Genomic DNA, 16867 nt, shown 5'->3' on the forward strand with positions numbered 1-16867 from the left:
GGAAACGTTACGTTGTAATAGGCGTTACTGCTCTTGATTTCTACTACTCTTGAGGTTTCATATTACCCACTTCAACGTCGCCTAGTTTAGTAAAACTACTTTAGGTTAAGCGTGTTCAATATGTAACGCTCCGCTCAAATCCAGGAGACGTATTTCGGCTAAAAAAGCAGCTCAATAAGATGAACTTCGATTCATCTATTATATATGTCTGCGAGTGCTTACTGTTCTTATATCGCTTATTTAATAAGTCTAGTTTAATTACCGCTATAAGTTACGGTGTATCTTTTTTCTTTTTTCAGCATAATCCTCTGCCTGGGAACAAAGCCCTCTCGTACTTTGTAATTAAATTACCAGATCAATCACTACCAATATGGTTGACAGATTAAATGACCGAGTTAAATAATTGATATTATTGAGTTTAATTTGTTGGTTCTTTAAAAATGCCTAATTACCTGTACTGCGAAAAATAAGGTTAACTAGATTAAGTAAAATTTTACTAACTCGCTATTTAGTCTTAAAGGCAATTGAACAAGATTAAAATCATATAGGTATAGTAAATTTTAGTTACAGCGTAACCAGGGTGGTGTTTGGGAGTGTAAAGGAATAGAAAATAGAAAGGCAAAAAACAGGGCGTATGCCCTGTCCATGAATTGATTAGTTTTGTTGCTGTTGTTTTTCTGCGTACTCAGAACGAATCCGTTCGGCAACAATTTTGATAGCTTCTGCAGTACTTGTGCCCTTCGCCATCAATTCTTGAATTCTCTCTACAGCTTGTTGTTGCTCTTGGTGAGATAGAGGGGGTAAATCGTCAAACATAAAAAGCTCCTCATTTTGAGGAGCTGACTATAACGATTCAATTAATAGGTAGCAAGGAAATTAATGGATGCACCCATAGCGTTCTCGTTTGTGTACTGAGCTGCGATATCCAATTCGAACAACTTAAGTGGGGACAACCCGATACCAGCAGTAATGGTTCCTTCGTCATTACTTCGAGCTAAGTTCTTCATATACCCTGCTCGTAATGCCATTTGACGCAAAATATCAAACTCAATACCAGCTCGAATCATTTGCGTATTATCATCAAAGGATGAAAAACGTTTTTCTTCGTTAAGATCGTAGTCAACACTCATCGTAAAGTAATCGGCAACAATCCCTGCCCCAACGGTGTATACAGGACGCATGCTATATTCGTATGATTTTATCGTATCGCTGCCATATTGGAATGATTTTGTTTTAACGTCTCTTCCGATCAAATTTTTCGCTGAAATACCGAGACGATATGGGCCAAAGAACCAAAGTGCGCCTGCGTCTAAGTTAAACATCGTTTCCGCGGTCTCATTTTCACGTAAGTCTTTAGTATCAAAATTCTGAAAACTCGTGGCGTATGAGTATGTGTATATACGCTGAAGTTTAGGAGTAACACCAAAAGAAAGGTGTTGGTTCATGAAATTAGTGTATTTAGCAAGTGAAATACCAGCTTCAGCCACGCCAATAGAAACACCTTGTACATAGCTATCATCTAATGGATTAGTACCTGAGGTATCAACATTTGGTTGTACGAATGATTCAGTGTATAGCTTACCGTATGCAGTTGCAGATAAGAATTTGTTGGGGATACCAATGGCAACGACACCACCAAGATCAAAGTCTGTCTTTTTCCCATCGATAGCATCCATCGATTTTTTGATTTCATCGACGTCTGTCAATTTGCTGATGCGTTCGATCTCATCAACTAGATCATATTGATCATCGTAGCTGCCACCAAAACTTGGCACGATCATGCCTGCATCGTCATTTCGGCGATAAATCGCAGTAAGAGCGGGGTTGAAAAAAGGCGCAGTTAGATAAGTTGCTGATACGGTACCAACGCCACCCATTGCATCACTACGAGCCTCTATCGCATAAGTAGCAGCAGAAGCAGCATTAGCGAAAAGAATAGTAGCAACAGAAGTGGCAAGAATTTTATATTTGTTTTTCATACTACACTTGTGATTTTAGTTCGTCCTGAACCTTTATCGGCACAAGTAGTATTTCTTTAACTATTCTTCCTGGGAAAGATCATAGGTTCGGCTAATAGTTTGAGCCTGCTCAACAATTATATCGCCCTGCCAACGGCGACTATTGATACTTACCGCCAATACGTATCTATCGTTTGGGACACCCGCTAGCTCCAATGAATTTGGATAGTTAGACTCATAAGTCTTTTTCCACATTTGCTCGTACTGGCCATCAATGTAGTCATACAAACCAACTTCAAGTTGCGGTAATGGACAATGGGGATTACGAAGTGCGCTCTTTTCTACTTTCCAATTCTCTTTAGATGTCCAACGAACATATTGAGAAGAGTTTGAATCTCCAAGTATTACCCAAGTTCGATACTCTTGTTTATCAGTAGAAACAACGGTTAAGTGATATAAACCAGCTTCAAGCTTGCCTGTTAAGTTATAGCGTTTCGAGTAACTACGCTCGTTGGCAAGTTCTGTCCCGTTCGGCTGTTGTTCATAGCTGAATGAACTGTCCGCGGATATAGAATCATCCACCCATCGATTAAATGAAATATTTTCGATGTCAGTTGTAGCTCTTAGCTTGATCACCAATCTAAATGTATCTCGCCCAGGGCTTTGAATAGTCTGACGAATAACGTTCACACCACTTATCCAATCAGGCAGCGTTACACCAGTGAGAGCCTTGCCACAGTTTTTGGATAGTGACTGACCAAGAAGATCATTAAGGTGAGGAGTCAAATCTTTACTTGGTTCCGTTTGCCAGAGTTCAACAAGAGAGTTGAACATACCCGCAAGATCATCTTCAAGTAAGTGTTGATGTGCCTGTGTTAAAGGCGTGTTAGTTTGAAACCAGTCCATCGCATGGACTGGTTTCACTAACGCTAATGAGACAACTACAGGGAGTAGTATTTTCATTACGACTTATGCTTTCATCTTGTAGCCAACACCACGAAGTGTTTCAATTTCCAGTCCTGGCAGTTTTTGACGAAGCTGTAGTACATGTGTATCAACCGTACGTGTTGTCGGGAAGTGATTGTAACCCCAAACGTGGTCAAGTAGCTCATCACGAGTAAACACGCGACCTAAGTTTGACGCCAAAAATAGCAGCAAATCAAACTCTGTTCGAGTAAGCGTAATTAGCTCGTCTTTATAAGTCACTTCACGAGTCGAGCGGTCAATCTCTAAGTCTTTTGTAATCACTTTATCAGCGTTGCTTTGTTCTGCTGAATCCGGTGCTCGTAGCTGTGCACGGATTCTCGCAAAAAGCTCCGCCTCAGCAAAAGGCTTTGTTAAGTAGTCGTTCGCGCCGGAATCAAGGCCTGCAACTTTATCTTTTACGGTAACAAGTGCCGTTAACAAGATAACTGGTACGTCTTTAATCTGTTTCCATTCTGGGAGACATTGTACAGAGTCACCATCTGGGAGTTGGCGATCGAGAATTACCAAGTCAGCTTTTTTCCATTGTGGCTCTACGTCTGCAATACGCTCCACATGTAAACACTCATATCCTGCTTGTTCCAGGCTTACTAACAGGCCGTCAGCCAAGTTTTTATCGTCCTCAACGAGAAGCAGTGTCTGTTTCACAAGGTATCTCCAATATAAAAGTTGTAGGTGGTCCCATTAAGGACATTTTTCCGCCCATGCGGCCTACCATAGATTCAACGATTGTTAATCCAAGTCCTAACCCGCTCTTACTTACGAACGGTTTCTTCAAATTTGCCCAATCTTTAGCCGTTAGGCCTCCTGCATCTCGGACTTGGAATACTATTTTTTCTTCACTAGTTGAGACATCCAATTCAACCGGTGCGACACCGTACTTAAGCGCATTACGAAGCAAGTTATCGATACAAGTTCCTAACCAGTACACATTAACTTTAGCAGCCACATCTTCATTGATGTTAAAAAGCACGGCACTATCAAATTCTTCTTCGATCTTAAATTCTAACCAATCTGCAACGGATGGTACCCAGTCTGTTGCAAGCATTTGGTTATCAGATTGCAAATAATCTTTACTCGCTTCTGCCAATTGACGCAGGCGGCGCGTATCTTCACACAATCTGCGGAATTCGTCATACACACTTTCAGGCAAATGCTCGAACTCTCGACGAAAGCCTTCAACCGTTAGTGACAGAGATGCAATCGGTGTTCTGAGCTCATGCGTTAAAATTTGCAACACGAGCATTCTACTACGTAGTTCTTCTCGCTTGCTATTCCAACGGTACACCGCCCAACCAATCACCAAAAGAATATTGGCGATTACCAGTATGATCATACTGATCCGCAAAACTTGCGAGTGATCTTCTACATCCCAACAAATATTGCCTCGTTTAACAAAGCAACTTTTGCTTTGAGAGGCTAGAGCATATGACAGACCCGCATTCGCTACGTTCTCTTGCCAGATATCTTTCTCGAAAACAAAGTAACGGTCACCACGTCTTAGCCAAAGTTCGTTACCTTCAATAAACATGCTCGCGCCTGCAATCAAAGCATTAATGGCGTCGTCATCCATGTTTTTCAAGCTTTCTAGCAACTCATCCCCTTCCTCGTTATCACGCTCTTTTATATGCATGTACTGAGATAGTTTGGGTTTGAGTTCTGGATACTTATCCACATAACGTGCCGCGTACGTCCCACCACCAGGGTGAATGAGACCACTACGCGAGAACCAACGAGGTGTCAGCTGCGTCCCTTTACAAATCGCTCTTGTAAATACTAAAGGCTCAGTAATTAAAGGACTTAATGGTAATTTGCCACGACAAGTATTCGCCAAGCTGTAAAGCTGTTGGATATCTTTTAACGGATAGTCAGACGTTTGCGGCAGAAGCGAATCTGGCGCAAGTAACTTGGTAGGATAATTTGATTGCAGAATACGAATATCGTACGACTTAAGAGCTACTTCATAGTTAAATAGCTCTGTAAACGTATCTATTCTTTCTGGTAGTGAATCGGAAAATGCAGGTGCCGAAAAAAGCGGCAATACAGTTGCAAAACCGAGCAAAAACTTTTTAATCAAACTGTTACCGTCACTTGTTACATTAGCCAAAACTATACATCAATCTACAAGCAATTGACATCTGCTAACAGAAGGATTTGCATTACTATAACATTGAAACGGAACAAAAAAGGGCCAGCGATTGCTGACCCTGTATAGTTTTAAATCAAGAATGGTTAAAGTGCTTTAAAAATAGACTCAACACTTTCTTTCGCATCACCAAATAGCATTGATGTATTTTCTTTGAAGAACAGTGGGTTCTGTACTCCTGCGTAACCAGTATTCATTGAGCGCTTGAATACCACTACGTTTTTCGCGTTCCATACCTCCAATACGGGCATACCAGCGATTGGGCTGTTCGGATCTTCCAGTGCGGCTGGGTTGACCGTATCGTTAGCACCGATAACCAATACGGTATCGGTTTCTGCAAAGTCATCATTGATTTCATCCATTTCAAGAACGATATCATACGGTACTTTTGCTTCAGCGAGTAACACATTCATATGCCCCGGTAGACGACCCGCTACTGGGTGAATCCCAAAGCGAACTTCAATACCTTGTGAACGAAGTACATCAGTAATTTCATGAACAGGGTATTGTGCCTGAGCTACTGCCATGCCATATCCTGGAGTGATGATTACTGATTTTGAGTTCTTCAACATCTCTGCAACTTCTTCAGCCGTTGTTTCACGATATTCGCCCTGCTCTTCGTCACCTGAAATCACTATCTCTTGACCAAAACCACCGGCAATAACACTGATAAACGAACGGTTCATTGCTTTACACATGATGTAAGAAAGAATCGCACCTGATGAACCTACCAAAGCACCTGTTACAATCAATAGATCATTTGCTAGCATGAAACCTGCTGCCGCTGCTGCCCAACCTGAGTATGAGTTCAACATAGAGACAACAACTGGCATATCAGCACCACCAATTGAAGCGACTAAATGGTAGCCGAATGCGAACGCAATCAAAGTCATCACAATAAGAGCGAACATGCTGCCATCTGCTTTTACGAAGTAGATCATAAGAAGCGTAGAGATAACAACCGCTGCGAGATTCATTTTGTGCTTATGAGGTAGGTTAAGTGGCGACGAAGAAATCACACCACGCAGCTTACCAAATGCGACAATTGAACCGGTGAAAGTTACGGCACCGATGAACACACCCAAGAATACTTCTACAAGGTGGATAACATGCTCAGCATGTGTTGCTGCTTCTGGCGCATCTAGGTAACTGTTGTAGCCAACTAAAACCGCAGCTAAACCTACAAAGCTGTGTAGAATCGCAACCAGTTCTGGCATCTCGGTCATTTCTACTTTCTTCGCATAGAAAATACCGATCGCACCACCTATCGCCATCGCGATAATGATCCAACCAAAACCTTGCGCATCTGGGCTAAAGATCGTCGCTATTAGCGCGATCGTCATACCAGCGATACCGTAGTAGTTACCATTACGAGCAGACTCTTGCTTTGAAAGCCCCGCCAAACTCATGATGAAAAATAATGCAGCAACAATGTAAGCTGCTTGTACTAATCCTGCAGACATTGTGACTCCTATTTATCTTTGCGGAACATTTCAAGCATACGCTTGGTGACGGTGAAACCACCGAAGATATTGATACTCGCGATCAATACGGCAATAAAAGATAGGAATGAAACGACGCCATTACCTTGTCCAATTTGCAGTAATGCACCAACGACAATAATGCCAGAGATAGCATTCGTTACTGACATTAGTGGAGTATGAAGTGCATGGGTAACATTCCATACTACGTAGTATCCGACAACACACGCTAGAACAAATACAGTAAAGTGAGAAAGAAACGCTGCCGGAGCAACCGATGCAACCCATGCAAAGGCTCCAACAGCCGCTGCCACACCAATAATTTTCTTCGTTGGAGACGTAGGTTCTTCTACTTTAGGCTCTGGCTTCACAGGCTGTTCTTGTTTCACTTGCGGCTGAGCTGAAACCTGAATTGGTGGCGCTGGCCAAGTAACTTCACCTTCTTTCACCACGGTAACGCCTCGGATAACAACATCTTCAAAATCAATATTGATGTTGCCATCTTTCTCTTTACACAGCAGTTTTAGAAGGTTAACAAGGTTTGTCGCGTAAAGCTGAGAAGATTGTGTTGGCAAACGACCAACCATGTCAGTGTAACCAACAATTTTTACGCCGTTATCCGTCATGATAACTTGGTCTTTCACTGTATATTCACAGTTACCGCCATTAGCAGCTGCCAAGTCGACAATTACACTGCCCGCTTTCATGCTGTCGACCATTTCTTTGGTGATCAACTTCGGCGCAGGTTTACCAGGGATGAGCGCGGTCGTAATAATGATATCAACATCTTTAGCTTGCTCTGCGTATAACTCTGCCGCTTTTTTGTTGAAGTCATCAGACATTTCTTTTGCGTAGCCATCCCCAGAGCCTGACTCTTCTTGAAAGTCAACGGTCAGGAACTCAGCGCCCATCGATTCAACTTGCTCTTTTACTTCTGGGCGGACGTCAAACGCACGGACAATGGCACCTAAGCTACCTGCAGCACCGATAGCCGCCAAGCCAGCGACGCCAGCACCCGCAACCAATACTTTCGCTGGAGGTACTTTACCGGCAGCCGTAATTTGACCTGTAAAGAAACGACCAAACTCATGAGCTGCCTCAACCACTGCGCGATAACCAGCGATATTAGCCATCGAAGATAGCGCATCTAAGGCTTGTGCACGTGAGATACGAGGAACGGAATCCATGGCAAGAACGTTAATGTTCTTACTTGAAAGTTGTTCCATCAACTCAGAATTTTGAGTCGGCCAAATAAAGCTAACCAGTGTTGCTCCATCTTGCAGTAACGCAATTTCGTCAATGCCTTGCTCATCATCCACAATTGGCGCATTAACTTTTAAAATAAGGCCAGATGCCCAAACTTCTTCACTAGAAACGATTTTCGCACCAGCTGCTTCATAAGCGGCATCATCGAAACTCGCTAGCACCCCCGCTTGGGATTCAATCGCGACATCGAATCCCAATTTTATTAACTGCTCAACCGACTTCGGCGATGCAGCCACTCGCGATTCACCCGCGAGTATCTCTTTAGGTACACCGATTTGCAAAACGCATACTCCTTGTATACATATCAATAAATTAGTCCCAAAACAGAGCGTCGCTCTACTCTAATTCTTTTTTATTTCTATCTGTTTACCACGCAAGACAATTGCAAACGAAAGATGATGTTTGGGGACACCCATTTGCACAATAACACCTTGACTAACAGCCCTGTTATTATTCTGTTTGTATCGAACGCGTCTCATTACTTCAAGTGTTTTGTAATTTAAATACTAAATTTCATTACATATAACGCTAAGTAATGAATGATTGTCGCTCTGTGCACGAAAAATAACAACGCAACACCGTACTAGACTGAGGTCTAACCAGGTAACGATTAAATACTGACTTAACAGAGATTTAAGCGTTAAAAAGAAAGAGCCACTAGCATATACACTAATGGCTCTTTTTAAGATGACTGGAATCAAATTGCAGTAAATTGCTAGTCGAAGATTTTATCGCCCATTTGATCAATAAACATTTGAGATTTCTTCAACATAAGGTCATTGGCATCTTGCTCTGAGCCAAGCAAATCGGAGCGAATAAACCGATGTGTTTTCACTTCATCATCGTCATGCTTTTCTATTCGACCAGCGATGCGATATTGTCCGCCCTCTGAAAGGCTCTCTGGGTAAATAAGGAAACCTTTATATTCAACTGGTTCGATATTTTTGGCTTCAACCGTTTTCTCACTACCACCAAACAAACGCGAAAAAAATCCCACGATTCCTCCTTGGGTCAGCTCACTAGTCAACTGAGCGACTCTTACTTAATATTAACGTTAAGGATCGGTTTTTCATACCAATCCAACTCTTTGTCATCATCATAACTAGTATGGGAAAAAATTACAGGCACATCATACTCTCGGTTCTTACGCCTGTCTTCTTTCACCATTTCTGCGGCGTTTTTCACCGCTATATCCGCGCTTTGCTTAAACTGGCTTAATTTTTGTTCAGGAAGTGAAGACAAAAAATCAATATCATGACGGATATAGACAGGCTTGAGCTGGATAAGCGCAAGGCAAGCAATATCGGCTAACTGTTCGTTGTTATACTGTTCTAAAAATTCGGGCAAACTGAGAACCTGGCCTACTAATGTTTCCATGTAGTTGTGCACATCTGAGCTTATCTGCATCTGTAAATCTCCTTTTTCCTATGAAATGAGTATAGCAACGACTTGTTTATAACAACTTATTGATTGCTCTTAATTTAATCAATCTCTCTCTTTTTGCCGTAATGTCTTCCAAAATACTTGGGAAAAGGAACAAATAGACGTATTCTTGCTAGTTCTCAAAGTTCGAAATTCAATAACGGATAAATATCCATATTGATAAAACGATTTACCTAACCAATTATATAATCAACTATTTTCAGGCAGTTTGTAATAGATGTCCTCATCGTCAATGACTTCATCAGGCTTCAGATTCTTATTCCCTTTTTTGCTACTGGGCATAGTGAGTTCGGGCATGGACAGCATTATTCAGATGACTCAGGCAAACTGGGGCATTGCCGCAAACTTGCCGTACATACTATTAGGTTGTGCGCTACTCCTTTGTTATTCATTTAAGCAAGGCAGAGAGTCCATGGTGTGCTTGGCAATGTTGCTAGCCTACTTCGTGATACAGCACCGCCTACAAGTCCCGCTTCAAAGTGGTACCGCTTTACTTGAGCTAACCATTTTAGCCACGTTACTTCCTGTCTCGTTTCTTACGGTATTTTTGTTTAGTAAAGAAGGTTTTGACTCTAGAGCCATGTTGACTTACATCTTGATGTTAGCAATGTTCGTTCTTTGGTCTTATCTAACGCTAGCATATTACGTTGAAGGAGGGTTTGAACAATGGACAAGCGGTATTTTATTTATTGTACCGACGGTCTCTAAACTGCCTTTAATTCTTGTTTTATATTGCGTGGGTATTGTCTGTTTTCTTGGAATTCTTGTTTTAAAGAAGAATGAAATTATCCATGCGATGACCTACTCTGCCATGGTATTGGCGTCTGCGACGTTCATTTTCTTTGATGTGCAGTACATATCAAGCACCATGTTTACGCTAACAGGGCTGCTTATCATTGTTTATGCCGCTTCCGCTAGCCATCAACTGGCTTTCACCGATAGCCTAACGCTGATTCCGAGCAGACGTGCACTTGATCTCGATCTAAAACACATGGGTAAGAAGTTCACGATCGCAATGCTTGATGTTGACCATTTTAAAAAGTTTAACGACACCTACGGTCACGATACTGGTGATGACGTTCTAAAAATGGTCGCTTCGCGCCTCACTAAAACCCCAGGCGGCGCAAAAGTTTATCGATTTGGCGGAGAAGAATTTACCATCGTTTTTAAAGGCAAATACGCTGACGAATGTAAGAACTTTTTGGAAGAAGCTCGCAAATCGATTGCAGAATACGAGATGATATTACGCGATGAAGAATCTCGCCCTGAGAACCATAAACAAGGACAAAAACGTCGTGGTAGCAACAGTTCGAAAAGAAAGTCGGTTTTTGTTACCGCAAGTTTCGGAGTTGCTGATAGCCGGAATGTGCAAGCTCCTCTGGACGTCATTAAATCAGCGGACGAAGCACTTTACAAAGCGAAAAAGGCCGGACGTAACTGCATAAAGCTTCGTTAGACCCTCACCAATCGTGAAAGTTAACAAGCTTGTCTGGGTTTACAACAAAACCGAACTTCCCCATCAGCATAATAACTGCAATCATCGTTGCCACTATCCCGATGTTATCTATCTAATCAAAGGTATAAGGTATACGCCCGATTGCGACATTCCGTTCGAACTGTGTTGCCTATCTTACTTTGAGTTAGCTTTAAAACAACCACCAAAAAGTGACAACGCAACAAAAAGAGTGACATTCATAAGATTTTGTTTTTAAAAAGAATTGACCACAGTATGTGTGTTTCTTCCCAAAGACTTCGAGGTATATAGTGCTTTATCAACGGTTGCATACAAGTCTGATTGCACTTCTTTCCCTGTCGGTTGAAAAACAAAAACACCCTGTGACACTGTCACTCTATTTGACACACTAGAATACTCATGTGGGTAATCGAGAAAATACATAGCCTCTTGTATACGCTCGGCTTCTCTTTCTGCTGTTTGAGTGTCGGTACACCCTAGCAACACGACAAACTCTTCTCCACCATATCGACCTACATATTCCCCAGAGCGACAAAAAGTAGCCTTGAGTTGATTCGCAATCGCTTGCAAGCAACGGTCGCCCTCAATATGACCGTAATTATCATTAAACGGTTTAAAAAAATCGACGTCCAATAGAATCAAAGCCATTGGCATATTGTGACGACCATGCCATGCAACCATCGATTCCAACTTATGGTCGATATAACGGCGGTTATAGAGTTTGGTTAGGCCATCTTCATTCGCTTGCTGAGTCAAAAGTTGATTAACCTGCTCCAATTGAGCTGTCGCTTGCTTAAGCTCTCGTCTCATATGAGCAATACGCTGCATTGCGATAAGTTTAGAGTTCAGTACCAGTTTATCTACCGGCTTAATTAAATAGTCATCACCGCCCGCATCTATGGCTTTAGCAATCATTTCTGGCTCTTCGTGACTACTCAAGAAAATAATTGGGATCCAATCCGGAAACGTTTCTCTTATATGAAGAGAGACTTCAAAACCGTTCATATCTGGCATTGATATATCGAGTAACACCAGTTCCGGATCAAAGCTCTCATAGGTATTTAACGCCTCTAGTCCACTACCTACGGCTTTTACAATATGTCCAAGTTGCTTTAGACGAATAGCCAACTGCATCCTGTCTAGCTGAACATCGTCAACCAGAAGGATTCGCATCGATGTCCCTGTCGGTTGCATAACGCGTTCCATTTTTAATTATGTCTTTATTAAACATATACCATACTCATAGAGTTGTTGCATTCGACTCATAATTAAGTGCTATATTTTTGTTTGAATATCACGGAATCCATTGCATAAAGCAGTTAGACTGGACGTTACCCTATCTAATCATGGCCTGTGAGCAGAAGTTCAACAAACTCATTCACTTTGGTCATCTTGTGGATTAATGGGTATAGCTATTTGATGCATTTGGTATTAATATTCCCGCCTTTTTGTAATGAGAGACACACCATGTCAGAAGCAACTAACAGCGAAAGCAAAAAAATCGATCTAGCCAGCATTTCTCCAGAGCTACGTAAAGTTATCGAATTTGACGAAGTTCCAGAGCAAATGTTCGAAATGGTTACCTCTATCCATGAAGTGTCTGAAGAAGCGGTACGTGAATCATGGGACGAAATGCCAGCAAGTGCACAGAACATTCTAGACAACTTTGAACAGTTTCATGCTCTAGTTTCTGTAGGCCAAGCATTCGCTGGTATTAATGTGATGGAAGAGTTTCCGACTCTTAATCTGCCAGAAAACATGACAGATGAAGATAAAGAAGAATACCGTGCTCAACTACTTGATAATGTGCTTCACAACTGTGTGAAAGACATGGTTAAGCAACTTAAGAAAGCACGTCGTGACCCACTTCTTAAGCGTGAATTCAAAGAAGTATTCGCGAAGTAATTCCGACATTCTTCTAGTAACAAAGGCCGCACTTTGCGGCCTTTTTTGATCATGAAGCGTAAATCAGTCTAAACGGTTAATGAGGCGCTAGTGCCATATCTTTTTGTGTCACACTGACACCTTTAATTTGTGCAAAAACACGGCTACCAACTTTTAGGTTGAGATCATCAAGGGCCCACGGTGTGATCGTTGCCCACAAATAACATTTCTCGTCTAGCTTGAGTGATACATTAATACTCTGCTTGTCATCGGCTGCGTTAAACGCCTCGATGGAATCGACAATAGCAGGCAAAATATTTCGAATCGACGTCGCCTTGGGTTGCTCGAGCGTGATAGAAACGTCGTTGGCACGCACTTGCAAGCGTATTGGCGTGTCTGGTGTTCCGTCGATCTTTTGCACCCACAGGAATACATTAGGTGCAAGGCTGATACAAGTCAGTGCATAACGTGCATGATGTTCAGCAATCCGGCCTTCAAATAAGCTGCTTTGATCTGAGAAAGATTGCCATGGACGCATAGCATGAGAAGCCCACACTTCCTCAAGCTTACCTGAACTCGAAATTTTACCTTGGTCAATAATTGCAAGGTGCTGAGCAAGCCTTAAAATTTCCTGGAGACTGTGTGTGACATAGATAATAGGGATATTTACCTTCTCCGACAACTCCTCAAGAAAAGGCATTACCTCACGCTTTCTTGGCATATCGAGTGAGGCAAGTGGCTCATCCATCAAAAGCAAATTGGGTTTAGATAGCAATGCGCGCGCAATCGCAACACGTTGCTTTTCACCACCAGAAAGTGATACCGGAAAGCGCTTTAGTAACGGTTTGATAGACAAGAGTTCGGTGACTGCATCAAAATACTCGTCATCTTTTTCTTTAACGCCATATAACAAATTGCCTTGAACCGAATAGTGAGGAAACAGACGTGAATCCTGAAACACATAACCAATACCACGCTTGTGCGTTGGTAGGTTGATTCCCTGTTCACTGTCAAACAAAACATGCTCACCAACCGCAACATACCCTTGCCTTGGAGTGACCAATCCGCTGATGATGTTAATCAACGTCGTTTTACCTGCACCAGATCGTCCAAACAAGGCACTAATTCCATTACAGGGTAACTTAAGTTTGATGTCGAAGTCAGTCTCACCAAGCATTTGTTTAAATTGGACTTTAATCGTCATTGCTTCGCACCCAATCTGCTTGCCGCTTTACGATTTAGCCATTCAGAGATCATTAATGTAGACAAGGCTAACGCGATAGAAATGATACACAGACGAGCCGCCTGCATTTCTGCACCTGGCGTTTCAATAAAGTTGTACATTGCCAGCGGAATCGTTTGGGTCTCACCCGGAATGTTAGAGACGAAACTGATCGTCGCCCCGAATTCGCCAAGACTACGAGCAAATGACAGCATCGTGCCCGTAATAATTCCGGGAATGGTCAGTGGTAACGTGATGGTGAGAAACACTTTTAAAGGAGAAGCGCCTAACGTAGAGGCTGCGTGCTCCAATTTAGGGTCGACGCTATCTAAGCTTAAGCGTACTGAACGAACCATCAAAGGCAAAGCCACGACAATACAAGCGACTACTGCCCCTTTCCAATTAAAGCTAAATACTACCCCTAAGTTTTCATAGAGCCACTTTCCAAGGACCCCTTGTCGTCCTAAAGAAATCAACAATAAATAGCCGATTACCACTGGCGGCAATACCAGTGGTAAATGAATTAAGCTATCGAGAATCGATTTACCAAAGAACGTTTTTCGAGAAAGTAGCCAAGCAAGAAAAACGCCGAGAGGAATCAGCCAAAGTACTGCGTACGCGCCTACTTTGAGGCTTAACATTAAGGCTTGGTATTCCAGTTCTGTCACGCTTCGTTCCTATAATTGAAGGCCGGTTTATTGCTGAAAGCCATATTGAGCAAAAACGCGTGCGGCTTCGTCCGATTTTAGGTATTGGAAGAACTGCTCCGACTCAGTAGAATCATTCACAATTGCAGCCGGGTACACAATAGCCGCATGCGTATCACTCGCAAATTCGCCGACAATTTTGACTTTATCAGTTAACTGAGCATCGGTTTTGTAGACCACACCTAAAGGCGCTTCTCCACGTTCAACCAACGCCAAAGCTAAGCGCACATTCTTTGCTGGTGCGACGTGAGTTTGAACCGCTTTCCATACACCCAGTGTAGTCAATGACTCTTTCGCGTACATACCAGCAGGTACTGATGTCGGATTGCCTAACGCAAGACGATTTCCATGCAATGCCTTCTCCCATGCCTTTGCATCAGAAAAGTTAAATGAGGTTAATTCTGAAGACTGGGGAGCAATCAACACTAAGCTATTGCGCACTAGATTTGCGACACTGTCACGATGAATGACGTCTTTCTCGACCAAATAATCCATCCATTTCGTGTTCGCAGAAATGAATACATCCGCTGGTGCGCCATTGATAATTTGTCGAGCGATAGCAGAAGAACCACCATAAACGGGAGTGATAGAAACGTCATACTTTTCTTCAAAGTTTTGCGCGATCTCGTTAATCGCATTCGTCATAGAAGAGGCTGCATACACTTTTAGGTTCGTTGCTGCGTTTGCTGAAAATGAAATGCTTAATACTGCCGCAAGGCAAGCATGCTGTTTCCATGCTTTCATAGAGATACTCCAATACAAGGCAAGCGAAAGAACAGGTTATTTGAATATAAAGTTCAATCAGTTAATGTGTTATTTAAACAAAAAATCAAGGCGCATATGTTGTTCTATCGCATCTGCGATGCGATTAATGCCTTGCTCCTTTAACTCTTCAAAGTCTTGTTGTTTGATTTGGGTGCCGTTTACCCATTCTGATACCAGGCTTAAGACATCTTCCTCGTCAAAGAACCCGTGAAGGTAGGTTCCCATGATTTGGCCACACTCGCTGATCGCCCCTTCCGCTTCACCGGAACTGAATGTAAGAGGTTGCAGGCCCCGTACTTCACTTCGCCCTACGTGGATTTCATAACCCTTTACATTGGCTGTTTTGCCGTTAAGAGAAAGCTGTGCTTGTGTGTTTGTAAGCTGTTTGCTGTTAGTTAGCGTCGTAGTGATATCAAGCAAGCCAAGTCCTTCGCTTTGACCTGGTTGGCCTTCGACGCCGTTTGGATCATCAATCAAGTTTCCAAGCATCTGGTAGCCGCCACAGATACCAATCACTTTTCCACCAAGACGAATATGACGAAAGATATCTTTATCCCACCCCTGGCTTCTTAGATAATCCAGATCGTCTCTGACCGATTTGGTCCCAGGCAAAATAACCAGGTCGGCTTTATCTATTTTTTCGCCTTTACCTACATAACGTAGATTGATGTCTGGATTCAATCGCAGCACATCAAAATCAGTATGATTACTAATCCGGGTTAAAACAGGCACAACAACATTCAGTTTTACCTCAGAGTGCAACTCTTGCTGCGCAGTGATCGCGTCTTCTGCTTCTAAATTCAAACCATGGAGAAAAGGAAGTACACCAAGTACAGGTTTACCTGTTTTTTCTTCTAGCCAATCGAGGCCCGATTGCAATAAACGAATATCACCTCGAAAACGGTTGATAACAAATCCTTTTACTCGCGCTTGTTCAGATTCAGAAAGTAGCGCAAGTGTTCCGTACAAATGTGCAAACACTCCACCACGATCAATATCAGCAACAATGATCACTGGTACATCAGCGGCCTCAGCAAAACCCATGTTTGCAATATCGCCTTCTCGTAAATTGATTTCAGCAGGACTCCCCGCGCCCTCGATAATGATCGAATCAAATTCTTGAGTCAGAAGAGAGAAGGAATCTAACACCGTGTCCATCGCCACTTTCTTGTAATCATGAAAGCCAGCCGCATCCATATTGGAAATCGCCTTACCCTGCAAAATGATCTGAGCACCTGTATCACTGTTAGGTTTAATTAAAACCGGATTCATATGTACGGTTGGCTCAATATTACACGCCTGTGCCTGAACGGCCTGTGCTCGACCTATTTCACCGCCATCTTTGGTTACCGCACTATTTAGTGCCATGTTTTGTGGCTTAAATGGGGCAACATTTATCCCTTTTCTTGCTAATACACGGCATAAACCTGCCACAAGGACACTTTTTCCGGCATCCGAAGTGGTGCCTTGAACCATTAAAGATGGGATCGCTGATTTCATGAACATTTGTAAGGAATAGAGGAAGATGAACAATCAT

Annotated in this window: 16 protein-coding genes; 2 read left to right on the top strand and 14 right to left on the bottom strand. The window is 42.5% G+C overall.

From position 1 onward, the window contains the following. Positions 1–654: 654 nt before the first annotated feature. The 9 genes from R7O03_RS12925 to R7O03_RS12965 form a co-directional block, all read right to left on the bottom strand. Complete coding sequence (locus R7O03_RS12925) at positions 655–816, bottom strand: YoaH family protein (RefSeq protein ID WP_005376257.1); 162 nt, start codon at positions 814–816, stop codon at positions 655–657. Between the two features lie 41 nt (positions 817–857). Next, positions 858–1979: a conjugal transfer protein TraF gene (locus R7O03_RS12930; RefSeq protein WP_005388052.1), complete on the bottom strand. Its 1122-nt coding sequence runs from the start codon at positions 1977–1979 to the stop codon at positions 858–860. Between the two features lie 60 nt (positions 1980–2039). Then, complete coding sequence (locus R7O03_RS12935) at positions 2040–2921, bottom strand: DUF2861 family protein (protein WP_005388048.1); 882 nt, start codon at positions 2919–2921, stop codon at positions 2040–2042. Between the two features lie 6 nt (positions 2922–2927). Next, a complete protein-coding gene (gene vxrB, locus R7O03_RS12940) occupies positions 2928–3590 on the bottom strand; it encodes a response regulator transcription factor VxrB (protein WP_005376251.1) in 663 nt (220 codons plus the stop codon). Continuing rightward, positions 3565–5019: a sensor histidine kinase VxrA gene (gene vxrA, locus R7O03_RS12945; RefSeq protein ID WP_025767766.1), complete on the bottom strand. Its 1455-nt coding sequence runs from the start codon at positions 5017–5019 to the stop codon at positions 3565–3567. Before vxrA ends, vxrB begins: the two co-directional genes overlap by 26 nt. 155 nt (positions 5020–5174) lie before the next feature. After that, the gene (gene pntB, locus R7O03_RS12950) at positions 5175–6551 is read right to left on the bottom strand and encodes a Re/Si-specific NAD(P)(+) transhydrogenase subunit beta (protein ID WP_005376248.1); all 1377 of its coding nucleotides are present in this window, start codon (positions 6549–6551) and stop codon (positions 5175–5177) included. Positions 6552–6559: 8 nt separating this feature from the next. Further along, positions 6560–8116, bottom strand: a complete 1557-nt coding sequence (locus tag R7O03_RS12955) for a Re/Si-specific NAD(P)(+) transhydrogenase subunit alpha (RefSeq protein WP_318131747.1) — start codon at positions 8114–8116, stop codon at positions 6560–6562. A 434-nt stretch (positions 8117–8550) separates the two neighbouring features. After that, a complete protein-coding gene (locus tag R7O03_RS12960; protein ID WP_115386646.1) occupies positions 8551–8832 on the bottom strand; it encodes an HlyU family transcriptional regulator in 282 nt (93 codons plus the stop codon). 41 nt (positions 8833–8873) lie between these two features. Further along, the gene (locus R7O03_RS12965; protein ID WP_258645194.1) at positions 8874–9242 is read right to left on the bottom strand and encodes a late competence development ComFB family protein; all 369 of its coding nucleotides are present in this window, start codon (positions 9240–9242) and stop codon (positions 8874–8876) included. Positions 9243–9495: 253 nt separating this feature from the next. Here R7O03_RS12965 and R7O03_RS12970 point away from each other — a divergent pair, with 253 nt between their 5' ends. Continuing rightward, positions 9496–10734, top strand: coding sequence for a GGDEF domain-containing protein (locus R7O03_RS12970; RefSeq protein ID WP_318131748.1), 1239 nt, complete (start codon positions 9496–9498; stop codon positions 10732–10734). 252 nt (positions 10735–10986) lie between these two features. Here the strand turns inward: R7O03_RS12970 and R7O03_RS12975 are convergent, their stop codons facing one another. Then, entirely contained in the window at positions 10987–11946 is a 960-nt protein-coding gene (locus tag R7O03_RS12975) for a diguanylate cyclase (RefSeq protein WP_017634619.1), read from the bottom strand. 273 nt (positions 11947–12219) lie between these two features. Here R7O03_RS12975 and R7O03_RS12980 point away from each other — a divergent pair, with 273 nt between their 5' ends. Next, positions 12220–12657: a DUF3069 domain-containing protein gene (locus tag R7O03_RS12980; protein WP_005376232.1), complete on the top strand. Its 438-nt coding sequence runs from the start codon at positions 12220–12222 to the stop codon at positions 12655–12657. A gap of 76 nt (positions 12658–12733) precedes the next feature. Here the strand turns inward: R7O03_RS12980 and modC are convergent, their stop codons facing one another. From modC to R7O03_RS13000, 4 genes are all read right to left on the bottom strand, one after another. Beyond that, positions 12734–13840: a molybdenum ABC transporter ATP-binding protein ModC gene (modC, locus tag R7O03_RS12985; RefSeq protein WP_085569024.1), complete on the bottom strand. Its 1107-nt coding sequence runs from the start codon at positions 13838–13840 to the stop codon at positions 12734–12736. Then, positions 13837–14526, bottom strand: a complete 690-nt coding sequence (gene modB / locus R7O03_RS12990; protein ID WP_054575444.1) for a molybdate ABC transporter permease subunit — start codon at positions 14524–14526, stop codon at positions 13837–13839. The genes modC and modB overlap by 4 nt, the downstream gene beginning before the upstream one ends. A gap of 27 nt (positions 14527–14553) precedes the next feature. After that, positions 14554–15309: a molybdate ABC transporter substrate-binding protein gene (gene modA, locus R7O03_RS12995; RefSeq protein WP_262653673.1), complete on the bottom strand. Its 756-nt coding sequence runs from the start codon at positions 15307–15309 to the stop codon at positions 14554–14556. A 69-nt stretch (positions 15310–15378) separates the two neighbouring features. Next, positions 15379–16830 (bottom strand): cobyric acid synthase, encoded by a 1452-nt coding sequence (locus R7O03_RS13000; protein ID WP_262653675.1) that lies wholly within the window; start codon positions 16828–16830, stop codon positions 15379–15381. Positions 16831–16867: the final 37 nt, after the last annotated feature.

This window comes from Vibrio sp. Vb2960 (assembly GCF_033337665.1).
Classification (GTDB): domain Bacteria; phylum Pseudomonadota; class Gammaproteobacteria; order Enterobacterales; family Vibrionaceae; genus Vibrio; species Vibrio alginolyticus.

Bases quoted from the DNA above. Each gene is read 5' to 3' on its own strand.
- R7O03_RS12925 (WP_005376257.1), bottom strand. From the start codon at position 816: ATGTTTGACGATTTACCCCCTCTATCTCACCAAGAGCAACAACAAGCT.
- R7O03_RS12930 (WP_005388052.1), bottom strand. From the start codon at position 1,979: ATGAAAAACAAATATAAAATTCTTGCCACTTCTGTTGCTACTATTCTT.
- R7O03_RS12935 (WP_005388048.1), bottom strand. From the start codon at position 2,921: ATGAAAATACTACTCCCTGTAGTTGTCTCATTAGCGTTAGTGAAACCA.
- pntB (WP_005376248.1), bottom strand. From the start codon at position 6,551: ATGTCTGCAGGATTAGTACAAGCAGCTTACATTGTTGCTGCATTATTT.
- R7O03_RS12965 (WP_258645194.1), bottom strand. From the start codon at position 9,242: ATGCAGATAAGCTCAGATGTGCACAACTACATGGAAACATTAGTAGGC.
- R7O03_RS12970 (WP_318131748.1), top strand. From the start codon at position 9,496: ATGTCCTCATCGTCAATGACTTCATCAGGCTTCAGATTCTTATTCCCT.
- R7O03_RS12975 (WP_017634619.1), bottom strand. From the start codon at position 11,946: ATGCAACCGACAGGGACATCGATGCGAATCCTTCTGGTTGACGATGTT.
- R7O03_RS12980 (WP_005376232.1), top strand. From the start codon at position 12,220: ATGTCAGAAGCAACTAACAGCGAAAGCAAAAAAATCGATCTAGCCAGC.
- modC (WP_085569024.1), bottom strand. From the start codon at position 13,840: ATGACGATTAAAGTCCAATTTAAACAAATGCTTGGTGAGACTGACTTC.
- modA (WP_262653673.1), bottom strand. From the start codon at position 15,309: ATGAAAGCATGGAAACAGCATGCTTGCCTTGCGGCAGTATTAAGCATT.
- R7O03_RS13000 (WP_262653675.1), bottom strand. From the start codon at position 16,830: ATGAAATCAGCGATCCCATCTTTAATGGTTCAAGGCACCACTTCGGAT.